This is a genomic window from Streptomyces alboniger, assembly GCF_008704395.1.
In the GTDB taxonomy this organism is placed as follows: domain Bacteria; phylum Actinomycetota; class Actinomycetes; order Streptomycetales; family Streptomycetaceae; genus Streptomyces; species Streptomyces alboniger.
In genome coordinates this window covers 1,661,090-1,676,311 of record NZ_CP023695.1, presented here as the reverse complement: position 1 = coordinate 1,676,311, position 15,222 = coordinate 1,661,090, and the positions used below count along the sequence as shown (strand labels likewise).

15 protein-coding genes are annotated in these 15,222 nt (G+C 73.2%); 9 read left to right on the top strand and 6 right to left on the bottom strand.

Annotated features, from left to right (window positions below; genetic code table 11):
* Window positions 1-8: 8 nt before the first annotated feature.
* The gene (locus CP975_RS07270) at window positions 9-695 is read right to left on the bottom strand and encodes a nucleotidyltransferase domain-containing protein (RefSeq protein ID WP_055534977.1); all 687 of its coding nucleotides are present in this window, start codon (window positions 693-695) and stop codon (window positions 9-11) included.
* A 111-nt stretch (window positions 696-806) separates the two neighbouring features.
* Between CP975_RS07270 and aroH the strand changes: the two genes are divergently transcribed.
* The 5 genes from aroH (at window position 807) to der (ending at window position 5,319) form a co-directional block, all read left to right on the top strand.
* On the top strand, window positions 807-1,175 hold the full coding sequence (gene aroH / locus CP975_RS07265) for a chorismate mutase (protein ID WP_055534975.1): 369 nt from the start codon (window positions 807-809) through the stop codon (window positions 1,173-1,175).
* On the top strand, window positions 1,172-2,257 hold the full coding sequence (locus CP975_RS07260) for a prephenate dehydrogenase (protein WP_055534973.1): 1,086 nt from the start codon (window positions 1,172-1,174) through the stop codon (window positions 2,255-2,257). The genes aroH and CP975_RS07260 overlap by 4 nt, the downstream gene beginning before the upstream one ends.
* A 163-nt stretch (window positions 2,258-2,420) precedes the next feature.
* Window positions 2,421-3,116: a (d)CMP kinase gene (gene cmk / locus CP975_RS07255; RefSeq protein WP_150476685.1), complete on the top strand. Its 696-nt coding sequence runs from the start codon at window positions 2,421-2,423 to the stop codon at window positions 3,114-3,116.
* Window positions 3,074-3,760, top strand: a complete 687-nt coding sequence (locus tag CP975_RS07250; RefSeq protein WP_425474229.1) for a lysophospholipid acyltransferase family protein — start codon at window positions 3,074-3,076, stop codon at window positions 3,758-3,760. Before cmk ends, CP975_RS07250 begins: the two co-directional genes overlap by 43 nt.
* An 80-nt stretch (window positions 3,761-3,840) precedes the next feature.
* Entirely contained in the window at window positions 3,841-5,319 is a 1,479-nt protein-coding gene (gene der / locus CP975_RS07245; RefSeq protein WP_055536414.1) for a ribosome biogenesis GTPase Der, read from the top strand.
* A gap of 100 nt (window positions 5,320-5,419) precedes the next feature.
* Here the strand turns inward: der and CP975_RS07240 are convergent, their stop codons facing one another.
* Complete coding sequence (locus tag CP975_RS07240) at window positions 5,420-5,758, bottom strand: hypothetical protein (RefSeq protein WP_037897915.1); 339 nt, start codon at window positions 5,756-5,758, stop codon at window positions 5,420-5,422.
* A gap of 174 nt (window positions 5,759-5,932) precedes the next feature.
* Window positions 5,933-6,709, bottom strand: coding sequence for a hypothetical protein (locus CP975_RS07235; protein ID WP_055536415.1), 777 nt, complete (start codon window positions 6,707-6,709; stop codon window positions 5,933-5,935).
* A 567-nt stretch (window positions 6,710-7,276) separates the two neighbouring features.
* Between CP975_RS07235 and CP975_RS07230 the strand changes: the two genes are divergently transcribed.
* The gene (locus CP975_RS07230) at window positions 7,277-7,930 is read left to right on the top strand and encodes a LysM peptidoglycan-binding domain-containing protein (protein ID WP_055536416.1); all 654 of its coding nucleotides are present in this window, start codon (window positions 7,277-7,279) and stop codon (window positions 7,928-7,930) included.
* Between the two features lie 181 nt (window positions 7,931-8,111).
* Window positions 8,112-8,684: a LysM peptidoglycan-binding domain-containing protein gene (locus CP975_RS07225; protein WP_425474311.1), complete on the top strand. Its 573-nt coding sequence runs from the start codon at window positions 8,112-8,114 to the stop codon at window positions 8,682-8,684.
* Here CP975_RS07225 and CP975_RS07220 read toward each other — a convergent pair.
* Genes CP975_RS07220 through CP975_RS07210 form a run of 3 tightly spaced genes read right to left on the bottom strand, consistent with a single transcriptional unit; the run spans window position 8,641 to window position 13,088 of the window.
* Window positions 8,641-9,375: an ATP-binding cassette domain-containing protein gene (locus tag CP975_RS07220; RefSeq protein ID WP_055536418.1), complete on the bottom strand. Its 735-nt coding sequence runs from the start codon at window positions 9,373-9,375 to the stop codon at window positions 8,641-8,643. The genes CP975_RS07225 and CP975_RS07220 overlap by 44 nt on opposite strands.
* 13 nt (window positions 9,376-9,388) lie before the next feature.
* Complete coding sequence (locus CP975_RS07215) at window positions 9,389-12,523, bottom strand: ABC transporter permease subunit (RefSeq protein WP_150476683.1); 3,135 nt, start codon at window positions 12,521-12,523, stop codon at window positions 9,389-9,391.
* 4 nt (window positions 12,524-12,527) lie between these two features.
* The gene (locus CP975_RS07210; RefSeq protein ID WP_055528090.1) at window positions 12,528-13,088 is read right to left on the bottom strand and encodes a hypothetical protein; all 561 of its coding nucleotides are present in this window, start codon (window positions 13,086-13,088) and stop codon (window positions 12,528-12,530) included.
* A gap of 146 nt (window positions 13,089-13,234) precedes the next feature.
* On the opposite strand from CP975_RS07210, the gene CP975_RS07205 reads away from it, so the two are divergent.
* Both CP975_RS07205 and CP975_RS07200 read left to right on the top strand, forming a co-directional pair.
* Entirely contained in the window at window positions 13,235-13,840 is a 606-nt protein-coding gene (locus CP975_RS07205) for an MTB12 C-terminal domain-containing protein (RefSeq protein WP_246201424.1), read from the top strand.
* Entirely contained in the window at window positions 13,815-15,140 is a 1,326-nt protein-coding gene (locus CP975_RS07200) for an ABC transporter substrate-binding protein (RefSeq protein ID WP_055528087.1), read from the top strand. The genes CP975_RS07205 and CP975_RS07200 overlap by 26 nt, the downstream gene beginning before the upstream one ends.
* The last annotated feature ends 82 nt before the right edge of the window (window positions 15,141-15,222 follow it).

Here is a 15,222-nt window from a genome sequence, read left to right as displayed (position 1 = left end):
TGACGGGCTCAGGCGGCCAGGGCCGACGCCCGCCGCACACGGAACAGGAAGTCCGTGATCCTGTCCCCGTCCGGCTCGTCGGGGAGGGGGCTTTGCCGAACCGCCTGCTCCGCCTCGGCCGCGAGCCGGTTCATCCACGACTCGACCTCCGGCCAGGGCACCTCGCCGCGCTTGACCGCGAGGAGCGGCTCCCGCAGGTCGCCGACGTCGATCGTCAGTTCGCCGGTGCGCAGCAGGTCGCGCCCGGACATGAGCAGCCGCAGCAGGTGCATGGCGTGCTTCCAGCGAGGGGCGCCGTGGAGGCGGATGTCCGCCTCCAGCTTCTTGCGCTGGCTCGCGGCATAACCGGTGAACGTGCCGTGGACCCGACGGGAGAGAAACGCCCCGCGCAGCGCGAGCAGCTCGCGGCCGGTGTCCGTGACGTGCTCGACGTGCGGGGAGTGCAGGCACTCCAGGATGTTCGGGTTGGCGCGCAGCGCGAGTTCGCAGAAGCGCTCCAGTTCCCAGGAGAACTGTTCATCGGCCGGCCCGTCCACGTGCGTCGGCGGCTTCTCGAAGCGCCAGAACAGTGGGGTGGGGGCCACGAAGACGCCCCTGCGGTCGGTGTCGCTGCCCTCCGTGGCCAGACCGAAGGCGCGCGAGCCCATCACGCAGGCGTAGATCGTGTGGTCGCGTACCAGGTCCTGAGCGGGCATGCGGGGAGCGTACGGGGCCCGACCGGCCCCGCGCGCCCCCGGGTGCGGCGCTGGATAGGCTTGAGGCCCACCCGATGAACGTACGACGTACGCGATACGAGGAGCTGTGACGTGGCGGTACGAGCGGTCCGGGGCGCCGTCCAGCTGGAGAGGGACGACGCCGCGCACATGGGCGAGCAGGTCAGCGCGCTGCTCACCGCCGTCCTTGAGCGGAACGGACTGACCGGCGAGGACCTGATCAGCATCTGGTTCACGGCCACCCCCGACCTGCACTCCGACTTCCCCGCGGCCGCCGCGCGCGGGCTCGGCATCGGCCTCGCCGACGTACCGCTGCTCTGCGCGCAGGAACTGGACATCGAGGGCGCCCTGCCCCGTGTCGTCCGCGTCCTCGCGCACATCGAGACCGACCGCCCCCGCTCCGAGATCGCGCACGTCTACCTCGGTGCCGCCGCCGCACTCCGCAAGGACATCGCCCAGTGAGAACCGCCCTCGTCATCGGCACCGGCCTGATCGGCACCTCCGCCGCCCTGGCCCTCGCCTCCCGCGGCGTGACCGTCCACCTCGCCGACCACGACCCGGCGCAGGCCCGCACCGCCGCCGCGCTCGGCGCCGGTACCGACGAATCCCCTGAGGGACTTGTCGACCTGTGCGTCGTCGCCGTACCGCCCGCGCACGTCGCCGCCACGCTGGCCGACGCCATGCGGCGCGGCACCGCCCGCGCCTACCTCGACGTGGCGAGCGTCAAGGGCGGCCCGCGCCGCGAGCTTGAGGCGCTGGGCCTCGACCTCACCCCGTACATCGGCACGCACCCCATGTCCGGACGCGAGCGCAGCGGTCCGCTCGCCGCCACCGCCGACCTCTTCGAGGGGCGGCCCTGGGTGCTCACCCCGACCCGCGACACCGACACCGAGGTGCTCAACCTCGCCCTGGAGCTGGTCGCGCTCTGCCGCGCCGTTCCCGTGGTCATGGACGCCGACGCCCACGACCGCGCGGTCGCCCTCGTCTCCCACATGCCGCACCTGGTCTCCAGCATGGTCGCGGCCCGCCTGGAGAACGCCGAGGAGACCGCGGTACGCCTGTGCGGCCAGGGCATCCGCGATGTCACGCGGATCGCCGCGTCCGACCCCCGGATGTGGATCGACATCCTCTCCGCCAACCCCGGCCCGGTCGCCGATCTGCTGGCCCAGGTCGCCGGGGACCTCGACGAGACCGTGACGGCGCTGCGGGCCCTCCAGTCCGCCGACGAGCAGAAGCGGGCCGAAGGCGCGGCGGGCGTCGAGAGCATGCTGCGGCGCGGGAACGCCGGCCAGACCCGGGTGCCCGGCAAGCACGGCACGGCGCCGGCCGCGTACGAGATCGTCGCGGTCCTCATCGACGACCAGCCGGGCCAGCTGGCCCGCATCTTCGCCGACGCGGACCGCGCGGGCGTCAACGTCGAGGACGTGCGCATCGAGCACGCGACCGGCCAGCAGGCGGGTCTGGTGCAGCTCATGGTCGAGCCGAGGGCCGCGTCCGCGCTGAGCGCGGCGCTGCGGGAGCGGGGCTGGTCGATCCGGCAGTAGTCGAACCGGCTGTAGTCGAACGGGCAGTAGGGGACCGGGAGGCCCGCGGCGGGGGGCCGCCGAAGGGGCTGTCGGGGCAGCGTGCGCGAGCCAGTAACCTTGTGCGGGGCGTGTTCGCGCCCCGCCTCCCCGCCCCGCGTACCGCGAAAGGTGCCCGCCCCCCGTGGAAACCGCAGCAACCGCCGCCCCGGCAGCAGTGATCGTCGCCATCGACGGGCCCTCCGGCACGGGCAAGTCGAGCACCTCCAAGGCCGTCGCCGCCCAGCTCGGCCTCAGCTACCTGGACACCGGCGCCCAGTACCGGGCGATCACCTGGTGGATGGTGCACAACGGCATCGACCTCACCGACCCGAGCGCGATCGCCGCCGTCGCGGGCAAGCCCGAGATCGTCTCCGGCACCGACCCGGCCGCCCCGACCATCACGGTCGACGGCACGGACGTCGCGGGCCCGATCCGCACCACCGACGTCACCTCCAAGGTCAGCGCGGTCAGCGCAGTCCCCGAGGTGCGCACCCGCATCACCGAGCTCCAGCGCGCCATCGCCCGGTCGGCCGAGAAGGGCATCGTCGTCGAGGGCCGTGACATCGGCACGACCGTGCTGCCCGACGCCGACCTGAAGATCTTCCTCACCGCCTCTCCCGAGGCGCGCGCCGCCCGCCGCTCGGGCGAGCTGAAGGGCGCCGACGTCAAGGCGACCCAGGAAGCCCTGATCAAGCGGGACGCGGCCGACTCGAGCCGCAAGACGTCCCCGCTGGCCAAGGCCGACGACGCCGTCGAGGTCGACACCACCGAGCTCACGCTCCAGCAGGTCATCGAGTGCGTCGTCACCCTCGTCGGGGAGAAGCGGGCCGCCAAGTGACCGAAGGTGCTTCCGAGCGCGGTGCCGAGGTGGGCCGGCGCATCGGCGTCGGCCTCATGTACGGCCTGTGGAAGCCGCGGGTCCTCGGCTCATGGCGGGTGCCCGCGAGCGGCCCCGCCATCCTGGCCGTCAACCACTCGCACAACGTGGACGGCCCCATGGTCATGGGCGTCGCGCCCCGGCCGACGCACTTCCTGATCAAGAAGGAAGCGTTCATCGGCCCGCTCGGCCCTTTCCTGAGCGCCATCGGCCAGGTCAAGGTGGACCGCTCGGTCGCCGACCGGACGGCCATCACCCGGGCCCTCGGCGTCCTGGACCAGGGCGGCGTCCTCGGGATCTTCCCTGAGGGCACCCGGGGCGAGGGCGACTTCGCGTCGCTGCGCGCCGGGCTCGCGTACTTCGCGGTGCGCTCGGGCGCCCCGATCGTCCCGGTCGCGGTGCTGGGAAGCACCGAGGAGCGCGGACGGTTGATAAAGCAGCTGCCCCCGCTGCGCAGCCGGGTCGACGTCGTCTTCGGAGACCCGTTCGAAGCGGGCGACGGCACCGGCCGGCGTACGCGCAAGGCGCTCGACGAGGCGACCGTGCGCATCCAGGGGCGGCTCGCCGCCCACCTGGAAAACGCCAGGCGCCTGACCGGGCGCTGAGCGAGACTTATCAAGTAGTGCCCCGGCCGTCGAAAGGCCGGCGCACCGATCACCACGATGAACGACGAGGTACGGACTTCATGAGCGACCAGATCCAGCCCGAGGGCGACGGCTTCGCCGAGCACGACCACGGGGCGCTCGGCGACGCCGAGTACGCGCAGTTCATGGAGCTCGCCGCCGAAGAGGGCTTCGACATCGAGGATGTCGAGGGTGCCATCGAGGAGGCGGGCCACGGCCCGCTGCCCGTCCTCGCCGTCATCGGCCGCCCGAACGTCGGCAAGTCGACACTGGTGAACCGCATCATCGGCCGCCGCGAGGCCGTCGTGGAGGACCGCCCCGGCGTGACCCGCGACCGCGTCACGTACGAGGCCGAGTGGGCCGGCCGCCGCTTCAAGCTCGTCGACACCGGCGGCTGGGAGCAGGACGTGCTCGGCATCGACGCGTCCGTCGCCGCCCAGGCGGAGTACGCCATCGAGGCCGCGGACGCCGTGGTCTTCGTCGTCGACGCCACGGTCGGCGCCACCGACACCGACGAGGCCGTCGTGCGCCTCCTGCGCAAGGCCGGCAAGCCCGTCGTCCTGTGCGCCAACAAGGTCGACGGCCCCTCCGGCGAGGCCGACGCCACCGCCCTGTGGGCCCTCGGCCTCGGCGAGCCGCACCCCGTCTCCGCGCTGCACGGCCGCGGCACCGGCGACATGCTGGACGCCGTCCTGGAGGCGCTGCCCGAGGCGCCCGAGCAGACCTTCGGCACGGCCGTCGGCGGCCCCCGCCGCATCGCGCTCATCGGCCGCCCGAACGTCGGCAAGTCCTCGCTGCTCAACAAGGTGGCGAACGAGGACCGCGTGGTCGTCAACGAACTGGCGGGCACCACCCGCGACCCGGTCGACGAGCTGATCGAGCTGGGCGGCGTCACCTGGAAGTTCGTCGACACGGCGGGCATCCGCAAGCGCGTCCACCTCCAGCAGGGCGCCGACTACTACGCCTCGCTGCGCACCGCCGCCGCCGTCGAGAAGGCGGAGGTCGCGGTGATCCTCATCGACGCCTCCGAGAACATCTCGATCCAGGACCAGCGCATCGTGACGATGGCCGTCGAGGCGGGCCGCGCGATCGTCGTGGCGTACAACAAGTGGGACACCCTCGACGAGGAGCGCCGCTACTACCTGGAGCGGGAGATCGAGACCGAGCTGGCCCAGGTCGCGTGGGCGCCGCGGGTCAACGTCTCGGCGGCCACCGGCCGGCACATGGAGAAGCTCGTCCCGGCGATCGAGACGGCCCTCGCGGGCTGGGAGACGCGCGTGCCGACCGGCCGTCTGAACGCGTTCCTCGGCGAGATCGTCGCCTCCCACCCGCACCCGGTCCGCGGCGGCAAGCAGCCCCGCATCCTCTTCGGCACCCAGGCGGGCACGAAGCCGCCGCGCTTCGTCTTCTTCGCGTCGGGCTTCATCGAGGCGGGCTACCGCCGCTTCCTGGAGCGCCGCCTGCGCGAGGAGTTCGGCTTCGAGGGGACGCCGATCCATATCTCGGTGCGGGTGCGCGAGAAGCGCGGCCGCAAGAAGTAGTCCCCGGCGAGACGTACGCCAGACGGTACGTACGTACGTGAATGCCCGGCCCCCGCTCTCGGGGGCCGGGCATTTTTTCACTGCTCGGCGTGGGCCGTGCTCAGTGCTCGCGGCGGGGAGCCGGCGGCAGGGCCGCGGGGAAGTAGTGGTGTCCGGTGAGGTGCTGGCCCGCTCCCGCGTAGTGCTGGTCGTACTGGCCGTAGCGGCCCACGTGGAACTGGCCGAAGGAGTTCTGCCGCGGGTCGTGACGCGAGTCGTAGCGTCCGTCGCCGCGGTGCTGCGTGCCGTACGGCCCGGTGCCGAAGGCGGTGAACCCGAGATTCTCCTCGCCGGTGCGGTCGCCCGGCAGGGACCGGAAGGCCCTGCGGTACTCCGAGTACAGCGTGTCGTAGATCGGTGTGGCCGAGCGCTCGCCCGTGGTGTCCTGCGCCGTGCGCATGGACGGGATCGGGTTCTGGTACGTCGGCCGGGGGCGGGAGGGGTCGTATGTGTGCACGTCTGTGCCAACGAAACCGCCGCCCGACGGATGCGGGGGCCGCGCGGCTTTCCGGCTCCGGCAGGTGCGTGACCGGCGCGGTCGCGGTCAGGACGCGGCCCCGGGGCACCCGGTCGGTCAGGTGCCGGCCAGCGGCATCGTGCACGCGACCAGGTGTCCGCGGGCCGCCGTCCTGTCCAGGGCGTCCCGCAACAGGTCCTCGCGCGGCTGGCGGCCGATGGAGCCCGCGGGCGCGGCAAAGAGCAGCACGCTCTGCGTCTTGTTCGCCGCCGCCCGCCACGCGTCGGTGACCTGGAGCGGCTGGTGGGCCTGCCACCAGGCGACGGGTGAGCCGCCGCCCGTGCCGGGCTGGAGGACGGCGTGCAGCTGGCCCATGGCGAGCAGCACCGACCAGCCGTGCAGCACGGGCGGCACGCCGTCGAGGGAGGTCGTCGGCATGAAGCCCTGCTCGATCAGGAGCGGCAGGAACTCATCGCCGCCGCCGGGAGCCGCGCCCGGACGGGCGATGGGTCCGGTGGGCTCGACGACGAGTGCGGGGCGCAGCTCGCCCTCGATCAGGACCAGGCCGCTGGTCACGCCGAGGACGGCCTGACTGGGGGCGGCGTCGCCCTCGGCTTCCTCGCCGGTGATGGACCGCACGGCACCCTGCAACTGCTCCTCGGAGACCGTCACGATCTGGGAGGGCAGGCAGGTGGCGTGCGCGAAGGCGAGTACGGCGGTCTCGTCGCCGACGAACAGGACCGTGCTGGTGCGCTCCTGCTCGGAGTCGCCCGGGGTCCGGCAGGACGTGCAGTCGTAGCTGCCCGGGGTGTTCTCTCCGGCGAGCAGCCGGTCGGCTTCTTCGTCGCCGATCTCGGCGCGTACGTCGTCGCTGACGTCGAGCATGCGCGGCACGGGTGGCTCCTCGGGATCGTTACGTGGGGTGCTTGGGGAGGGTGTGGCGAGCCGGTCGGTGCCCGGCTCATAAGAAGACAACGGTGGATCAGTGGCGCAAGTCACGGATGAAGGCGAACGGAATCGAACCATCCGCAGCGGAGGGTGAGTCGGGCCCCGGAATCTGTCACTGAGCGCCAACAGGTGGGCGGTGCAGGGAAGTTGGGGCGGTGAGGTGAGTCACAGATCACCGGCCCGAGCGGTCGACAAATACTGATATCAGCGAATGAAGTGGGTGGCTGGAATTAGCCGATACCCTCGGTAACGCGCAACTGGCCTGGAATGACAAGGAGTCGGTTGATACCGGGGCGAGCGGGCTCCTAGATTCCACCGCCGTGTGCAGCGAGCACCGCTCGGGTACGTCCGCCGGTCGCACAGCCAGCTCCGACCAAGCACAGGTTCGACCAAGCACAGGTTCGACCGAGCACAGCACCGACCCCGGCGGGCGGACCGGACGGACCCCGGGCGCCGGACGCGTGAGGGGACCGTACGGCCAGGGGGAGCCCGGGTCCTTCGAGAGGGAAATTCATGACCGCACGTCCCAAGCGCATTCGCACGACGGCAGTGATCGCAGGGGCCGCGCTCTTCGCGCCCCTGGGGCTGCTCGCCGCGACCGGCCAGGCCGCCGCGGCCGACGGCGGGGTGTGGGACCGCATCGCACGGTGCGAGAGCGGCGGCAACTGGCGGATCAACACGGGCAACGGCTACTACGGCGGGCTGCAGTTCTCCGCGAGTACCTGGCGCGCGTACGGCGGAGGGGCCTACGCGGCCACCGCCGACAAGGCGTCGAAGGCGCAGCAGATCGCTGTCGCCACCAAGGTCCAGCGCGCCCAGGGATGGGGCGCGTGGCCCACCTGCGCGGCCCGGGCGGGGGCGTACGGCAGCGCGCCGTCCGCCGCGGCGCCGGCGCCCAAGCCCGCGAAGCCCGCGCCCGCGCCCGCGCCGAAGGCGGTGAAGCCCGCGCCCGACGCCGGCGAGCGCCAGCCGGGCGGTGGGACGGGACGTGCCGACCGGGGGACCTCCCGGGGCGCTTCCGGGACCTACACCGTCCAGTCGGGTGACACCCTCAGCGGCATCGCGGCCCGGCACGGGAGCAGTTGGCAGCGGGTGTACGCGGCCAACCGGGCGGTCATCGGCGGCGATCCGCACGTGATCGTGCCGGGGCAGCGGCTGAACGTCTGAGCCTCCGTCCGGGTGGGGTCGCGGCCGCGGCGGGCGCGGCACGCGCCGGGCCCGGGGCGCGGCTGCCTAGCGTGACCCGATGCAGCTGACGCAGTCGAGGCATCCGCTCACGCATCCGAGGTATCTCACGCATCCGAGGCATCCGCTCACCCGTCCCAGGCGATCGTCGAGGGCCTTGGCGGTGGTCGTGGGCGCGGTTCTGGCCGCGGTGGCGCTGCCACCGGCCGCCGCGTCCGCGGCTGCGCCGCCGCGGCTCGGCGCCCCGTCCGGGGAGTACGACTGTCCTCTCGACAAGGGGCCCTGGCACTGCCTCGCCCAGTGCGAGAGCAACGGGCGCTGGGACACGAACACCGGCAACGGCTTCTACGGCGGCCTCCAGTTCTGGCAGCCGACCTGGGAGGAGCACGGCGGGCTCGCGTACGCGCCGCGCGCCGACCTCGCCACCAAGGCGGAGCAGATCAAGGTCGCCGAGAAGGTGCTGGTCACCCAGGGCTGGAAGGCCTGGCCCGCCTGCTCCAGGAAGGTGCGGATCGAACGGTTCGAGCGGCTCGACCGATTCGACCGGCACGTGCATGTGGTCCAGCCCGGGGAGACGCTGAGTTCGATCGCTCGGCGGTACCAGGTCGCCGGGGGCTGGCAGGCCCTCTACCGGGCCAACCGCGGTGTCGTCGGGAGCAGCCCCGACCGGCTCGCCGTCGGGGTGAAGCTTCTCATTCCGGGACGCGGCGGCTCGGGGGCGTCGGGGCGGGGTTGAACTCCGCGGCCTCTCCGCTGAGGGCCACCGTGCCCCGCCGTAGTTCGTGTACGACCACTGCCGTCCGGCTCGCGCGCTCGCGCAAGGCGGGCGGCAGTTGTTGTTCGGCGACGACGACGCAGGCGCCCTGGTCGGCGGCCAGGTCGGTCAGGTGCGTGTAGGTGCGGGCCGCGACGGTGGGGGACATGCCCTGTGTCGGCTCGTCCACGAGGATCACCGCGGCCGGGGAGTGCGGGGCCGGGGAGTGTGGGGCCCGCGTGAGCAGGGCCCGGGAGAGGGCGAGCATGCGTTGTTCGCCGCCCGACAGGGTGCCCGCGCGGCGGGGCAGCAGCGGGCGCAGCTCGGGGTAGACGGTCAGGGCGTGGCCGAAGTCGCCTTCGGCGTCGCAGAGTTCCAGGTTCTCAGCGACGGTGAGGGAGGAGAACACCGCCTGGCGGTCCGGTACGAAGCACAGGCCGCGGGCCGCTCGTTCGTGGGCCGCGTGCCGGGTGATGTCCCGCCCGTCGCGGAGCACGGCTCCCGAGGAGAGGGGGATCGTCCCGGCGAGGGCGCGCAGGGCCGTGGTGCGGCCGGAGCCGTTGCGGCCGAGGAGGACGGTGAGGGTGGCGGCGGGGGCGGCGAGGGTGATGCCGTGCAGGGCTTCGAGAGGGCCGTAGCGTGCGCGGGCGTCGCGCAGTTCGATGCCCTTCATTTTCCGATGCCCTTCATTTTCCGGTGCCCTTCGTCTTCTGGTGCTTTTCGTCATCCGGTGCCCTGTGCAGTACTTGGTCGGCCGGGCCCGAGGCGATGATGCGGCCGGCCTTCATGGAGTGCACGGTGTCGGCGAGGCCCGCGACCAGGTCGAGGTCGTGTTCGACCACGAGGAGCGCCATGCCGTCGGCCGCGAGGGCGTGCAGCAGGGTGGCCAGGGCGGTCACTTCGGCCGTGTCCAGGCCGGCGGCGGGTTCGTCCAGGAGGAGGGTGTGGGGGGCGCTCGCGAGGGCCCTCGCCAGTTCCGTGCGGCGCAGGGCGCCGGTGGAGAGGCCGGCGGCGGGGCGGGCGCGGAGTGCCGTCAGGTCCAGGAGGCGGAGGGCCTGGTCGGCCGCACGGGGGGTGGGGGCCGGTGCCCGGTCCGCGCCGACCTGGACGTTCTCCGCGATCGTCAGCGACGGGAAGACCGCCAGTTGCTGGAAGGTGCGGGCCATGCCGGTGCGGGTGCGGGCGTGGGCGGGGAGCCCCGTGATGTCGCGGGGGCCGAGGGTGATCCGTCCTGAGTCGGGGCGGAGGGTGCCGGCGAGGCAGTGGAAGAGGGTGCTTTTGCCGGCGCCGTTGGGGCCGATGACCGCGGTGATGTGTCCGCGGGGCACGGTGAGGGTGACGTCGTCGAGAGCGGTGAAGCCGTTGTAGGTGAGGGTGAGGTGGTGGGCTGTCAGGGGGGTGTGTGCGGGGGTGGCTCCCGTGCGCGGGCGTCGTCGTGGGCGTGGTGACGGGTTGGCGGGGGGCGCTTCCGTGCGTCGTGGGGGCGGGGCCGCGGGGGTATCTGCGTGCTCGCCATCTTGGTGCCGGCGCCCGTTGGTTGTTGGGCTCGGCCAGTTGGTTCCACTGTGCTCCGCTCGCAGATACCCCCACGTCCCCTCGGCCCGGTGGTGCGGCTGCGGGTTGTGTGTGTCTGGGGTTGTCCCGGAGGCCCGGGGGCGTGGCTGCGGGTTTTCTGTGGCTGGGGGTATCCCTTCGGCTGGGGGGTGCGGCTGCGGGTTGTGGGTGTCTGGGGTCGTGCCTGTGGTGCGGCCGTGCGGCTGCGGGGTGTCTGTGTCTCGGGTTGTGCCTGTGGTCGGGGGGTGCCGGTGCGGGGCGTTCGTGTCTGGGGTTGTCCCGGAGGGCTGGGGGCGTGGCTGCGGGGCGTCTGTGTCTGGGGTTTGGGGCTCGGGGTGTGTGGGTGGGGGGTCTGGGTGTGGGTTTGTTCGGGTGGGGGGTGGTGCGGGGTGAACGGGCGGGTGGGTGGGAGAGGGGGGTTTCGGGGGGTGCAGGGCTTTGCGGGTTGCGGTGCCCAGGGGAGTGGGGCTCGGGCGGCGTTGGGGGCGCTTGAGGGTGCGGAGGGCCTCGTAGGGGCCGCCGGGAAAGCGGCCGATCAGCACCGCGAGGATCCCGATCACCGCCGCGGCGACCCCGCCCTCCGTGCCCGCGTCCAGACCGATCAGCAGCGCCGCCGCGGCCAGCGCCCCGAGGACGCTGTCCGACCCGAGGACCACCACCGCCGCGAACCAGAGGAGCCCGCGCACGGGGTCGTACGCCCCGGAGTCGAACGCCCGCTGCCCCATCGCCAGCATGCCGCCGCCCAGCCCGGCCAGCGCGGCCCCGGTGACGAACGCCGTGAGTTTCAGGGCGCGTACGGGCACCCCCGCGGCCGCCGCCCCAGCCTCGTGGTCCCGCATCGCCGCGAGCGCGCGGCCCGTACGGCCCCGGCGCAGTGCGGTGACCAGGAGCAGCGCCCCGGCGAGAAGCGCCAGTTCCAGGACGTAGTACGCGCGGTCCCCGCCGAAGCCCGCAGGACGGTCGAGGGCCAGCCCGGACGTCGCGTACGGCTGCGTGAACACGAAGCGGCTGACGCCCACGCCGACCGCGAACGTCGCGAGGGCCAGCGCCAGGCCGTGGCGGCTGATCGCGGGCCAGCCGGTGAGCAGGCCGAGCGGCGCGACGAGGAGGACCGCCACGGCCAGCGCCGCCAGGTGCGGGAGCTCGGGCAGGCCGGGGAAGCGGCCCGCCGCCAGCAGGGCGGTGAAGAGGGCCCCCAGACCCGCGTACGCCGCCTGGCCGAGGGAGATCTGGCCGCCGCGGCCCGTGACGATCACGAGGGACAGGAGGATCACCGCGAGCGCCGGTACCTGAACGGACGTCGTCAGGTCCGTGCCCGCGAACCCGAGCGGGATGAGGAAGAGAACCGCCGCCACGATCCAGGCGCCCGGCGGTGTCGGCACGCGGGCCGTCGCCGTGCGGGGCAGCGCGGCCCGGGAGCCGATGCCCGGCAGGACCAGTGCCGCGACGAGGAGGGCGATCACGAAGAGGTTCGCCCCGGCGGTCTGGACGAGCTGCTCCAGCCGGCCCGACGGGTGCAGGCGCGTCAGCTGGCTCTGGGCCACCCCCAGGCCGAGCGCCACCGCGACGGCGACGGGCAGGCTGCGCATCCCGGCCACCACGGCGACGGCCACCACCTCCATCACCAGCAGCGGCATGCCGTACGGGTCGAGTCGTACGAAAGGGGCGAGGAGTACGCCGGTGAGGCCGGCCGTGAAGGAACCGAAGGCCCAGCCCGCCGCGGCCACCCGGTCCGCGTCCACGCCGAAGAGCACGGCGAGCCCGCGGTTGTCGACGACCGCCCGCAGCTCGCCGCCGAAGCGGGTCCAGCGGGTGACCGCCCCGACGGCCGCGGCGAGGGCGACGGCCGCGCCCAGCGGGACCCATGGGTCGGCGGATCCGAGCGTGGGCGCGTCGGCGCGGGCGCCCGGCCCCCAGACGAGGGCCGCCCCGCCGACGAGCAGCACGAAAACGCCGATCGAGGCGACCAGGGTCTGCGCGGGGTCGCCGCCGAGGACGGACAGGGGGCGGAAGACCGCGCGGTCCAGGAGCAGGCCGATGCCGGGTGCGACGACGAGCAGCGTGAGGACCGCGGCGAGCGGGAGGGGCCAGTGCCAGTCGACTGTCAGGTGGCGCAGGACGTACGCGCAGACCATGGCGATCGCGCCGTGTGCGAAGTTGAGGACGCCCGTCGCGCGGTACGTGACGATCAGGCCGATGCCGGTGAGGGCGGCGGCGCCGCCGACCGAGAGCCCGGCCAGCGTGAGGTCGTAGCTCAGGGACGCCACCGGGTCATCGCTCCGGGGCGGGCTCAGGGGCGGTCGGCGGGCCGGTGGTGGGCGGCTCGGAGGGTGTTGCGGGGCGCGGGGGTTCGCAGATGGGGCAGGGGGCGAGCGTGCCCCGCGCCAGGATCACGGCGTCCGCGGGCGCCGCCTCCGGCCGGTCCGCGGCCAGGGGGCAGTCCGCGCGGTGCCACAGGGTGCCGCCGGGGACCGTGAGGAGTTCGTCGCTCGACGCCACGGGGGCCCGCAACCGCTCGGGGGACATGGCGGGTTCGGCCGCCACGAGAAGGCCGTACAACTCCTCCACGCGCGCCGCCGCCAGGGCGCTTCTGCCGTGCGTGAGCAGGACCGCGCCCGCGACGATCAGGGCGGCGCCCGGCACCGTGCAGGAGGCGAGATAGGGCAACTGCCGCTCGGCGAAACGCTCTCCGGAGACGCCGTACCAGCCGAGCACGCAGAGCACCGCGCCGCCCGCGAGCGCCGCAAGGGCCGCCCACAGGACGGGATGCGCGGTCCGGGGCCGGGGCGGGTGGGACGCGTCCGCCGCCTGAGCTGTCTGAGCCGTCCGCATCGAGGCCCCCCGGGACACGTCGTCGGTCACGTCAGTCACGTCGGCGCTCTGTCCATGTCGGCCGATCGATTGCACTATGCCCTCTGGAAGCCGACCCTGAAAGCTCCGGGCCGTGAGGGCCCGGACCGACACCGGTGGTGAGCCAGATGGTTCTCGGGAGCAGCCCCAAGCGGGAAAGGGTGCGCGGCGAGCGGGAAAGGGTGCGCGGCGAGCGGGGCAGGGCGCGCGGCGCGGCGCTGGCGGCCGCCGCGTTCGTACTGCTCGCTGCGGCCGCCGTGTCCTGTGGTGACGACAGCGGGGGTGGGGACAGCGGTACGCCGCCCGAGCCCTCCGTGGAGAAGTCCGCCACGGAGAAGTCCTCCGAGCCCGCGGACGACAGCGCCACCGCGCCCGCAGACCCGGCGGCCGCGGAGAAGGAAGTGCGGAAGAACTGGGAGAGGTTCTTCGACCCCGAGGTCCCGCTGAAGGACAAGGAAGCCGTCCTGGAGAACGGGCCCAAGATGCGTGCCGTCCTCGAAGGCTTCAGCGGCGACGAGCGCGGCAAGCAGGTCGCCGCGAAGGTCGGCGAGGTCGAGTTCACCGCGGCCGATGAGGCCGACGTCACGTACGCGCTGACCCTGAAGGGCGCCACCGCGCTGCCCGACGCCTCCGGAACGGCCGTCAACCAGGACGACACCTGGAAGGTGTCCGTCAAGACCCTCTGCGCGCTGGTGAAGCTGAGCGGGAATGCGTCGCCCGGTCCGGGCTGCTGAGGCACTGCTCGTCGCCGCGCTCCTGGTGGCGGGCGCGGCGAGCGCGGCCTGCGGGAGCCGGCTGCCCGAGAGCGACTTCGAACGGCGCGGCACGGCACCCGCCACCACCGGCGGAGCGCCGGTCAGGGTCGGCATCATCACCAGCGCGACCAGCCCGGTCGGCGGCGCCGCGTTCACCGGGCCGCGCGACGGGGCCAAGGCCTACTTCGACCGTCTGAACGCGCGCGGTGGCCTCCAGGGACGCCGGGTGGAGGTGCGTACCTGCGACGACGGCGGCAGCGGCGTCGGCAACAACGACTGCGTGCGCGACCTCGTCGAGCAGGACGAGGTCGTCGCGCTCGTCGCCACCGCCTCCCTGGACTACGCGGGAGCCTCCCGGGTCTCCCGCGCGCGCGTGCCCGACATCGGCGGGCAGCCGATCGGGGCCGCGTACGACACGTATCCGCACCTGTACGGGATCTACGGCAGCCTCGCCCCGCGGAACGGGAAGCCGGGCTGGGACGGCAAGCTCTACGGCGGCACCGAGGTCTACCGCTACTTCAAGCGGGAGCAGGGCGCGCGGACCGCCGCCGTCGTCTCCTACAACCAGGCCGCGTCCGCCGCGTACGCCCGGCTCGTCACCCGGGGCCTGAAGGCGGAGGGCTACAAGGTGGTCACCGAGCAGGTCGACTTCGCGCTGCCCAACTTCCGCGCCGCGGCCGCCGACATGAAGGAGCAGGGCGCCGACCTGGTCTTCGACGCGCTGGACGTGCACGGCAACGCCCAGCTGTGCGAGGCGATGGACGCCGTCGGGGCCGAGGTCACCGCCAAGGTCACCCACGTACAGAACTGGACCTCGGCCGTCGGCGACGACTACAAGGACGCACCGCGCTGCCGCAACGCCCTGTGGGCCACCGGGTCGAGCAGGAACTACGAGGACACCGGGCACCCGGCGGTACGCGAGTTCCGCGCCGCCATGGACGCGGACGCCATGGACGCGGGCAAGGGGAAGGCGCTCTCCCAATGGCAGCTGGAGGGGTGGGCCGCCGCCATGTGGTTCACCGACGCGGCGACCTCCTGCCTGCGCGGGGACGGAGACGTCACGCGCGCGTGCGTGGACGCCTTCATGAACCGGAATGAGCCGTACTCGGCGCGCGGGCTGCTGCTTCCCGTCACCTTCGAGGAGCGGGCCGAACCTCCGGGGAGCCGCAGGACGTGTGTGTCGGTGGCCCGCTGGCGGGACGGGAAGGGCTGGGTCACCCAAGGGGGAGATATGACCGACAACTGCTTCGACGTGCCCCAGCTCGCCTACCAGCCTTGATGCCCGAGGGCGCGGAAAAGTTCCCGTTCTGGCTTTCGATCGCGTATCTCTTCCAAAACAGGATGGTGATGACACCCAACCT

What these genes read in the sequence shown, in the direction of transcription:
- CP975_RS07270 (WP_055534977.1), bottom strand. Translation starts at nt 695, where the DNA reads ATGCCCGCTCAGGACCTGGTACGCGACCACACGATCTACGCCTGCGTG.
- der (WP_055536414.1), top strand. Translation starts at nt 3,841, where the DNA reads ATGAGCGACCAGATCCAGCCCGAGGGCGACGGCTTCGCCGAGCACGAC.
- CP975_RS07240 (WP_037897915.1), bottom strand. Translation starts at nt 5,758, where the DNA reads ATGCGCACGGCGCAGGACACCACGGGCGAGCGCTCGGCCACACCGATC.
- CP975_RS07230 (WP_055536416.1), top strand. Translation starts at nt 7,277, where the DNA reads ATGACCGCACGTCCCAAGCGCATTCGCACGACGGCAGTGATCGCAGGG.
- CP975_RS07220 (WP_055536418.1), bottom strand. Translation starts at nt 9,375, where the DNA reads ATGAAGGGCATCGAACTGCGCGACGCCCGCGCACGCTACGGCCCTCTC.
- CP975_RS07210 (WP_055528090.1), bottom strand. Translation starts at nt 13,088, where the DNA reads ATGCGGACGGCTCAGACAGCTCAGGCGGCGGACGCGTCCCACCCGCCC.
- CP975_RS07205 (WP_246201424.1), top strand. Translation starts at nt 13,235, where the DNA reads ATGGTTCTCGGGAGCAGCCCCAAGCGGGAAAGGGTGCGCGGCGAGCGG.
- CP975_RS07200 (WP_055528087.1), top strand. Translation starts at nt 13,815, where the DNA reads ATGCGTCGCCCGGTCCGGGCTGCTGAGGCACTGCTCGTCGCCGCGCTC.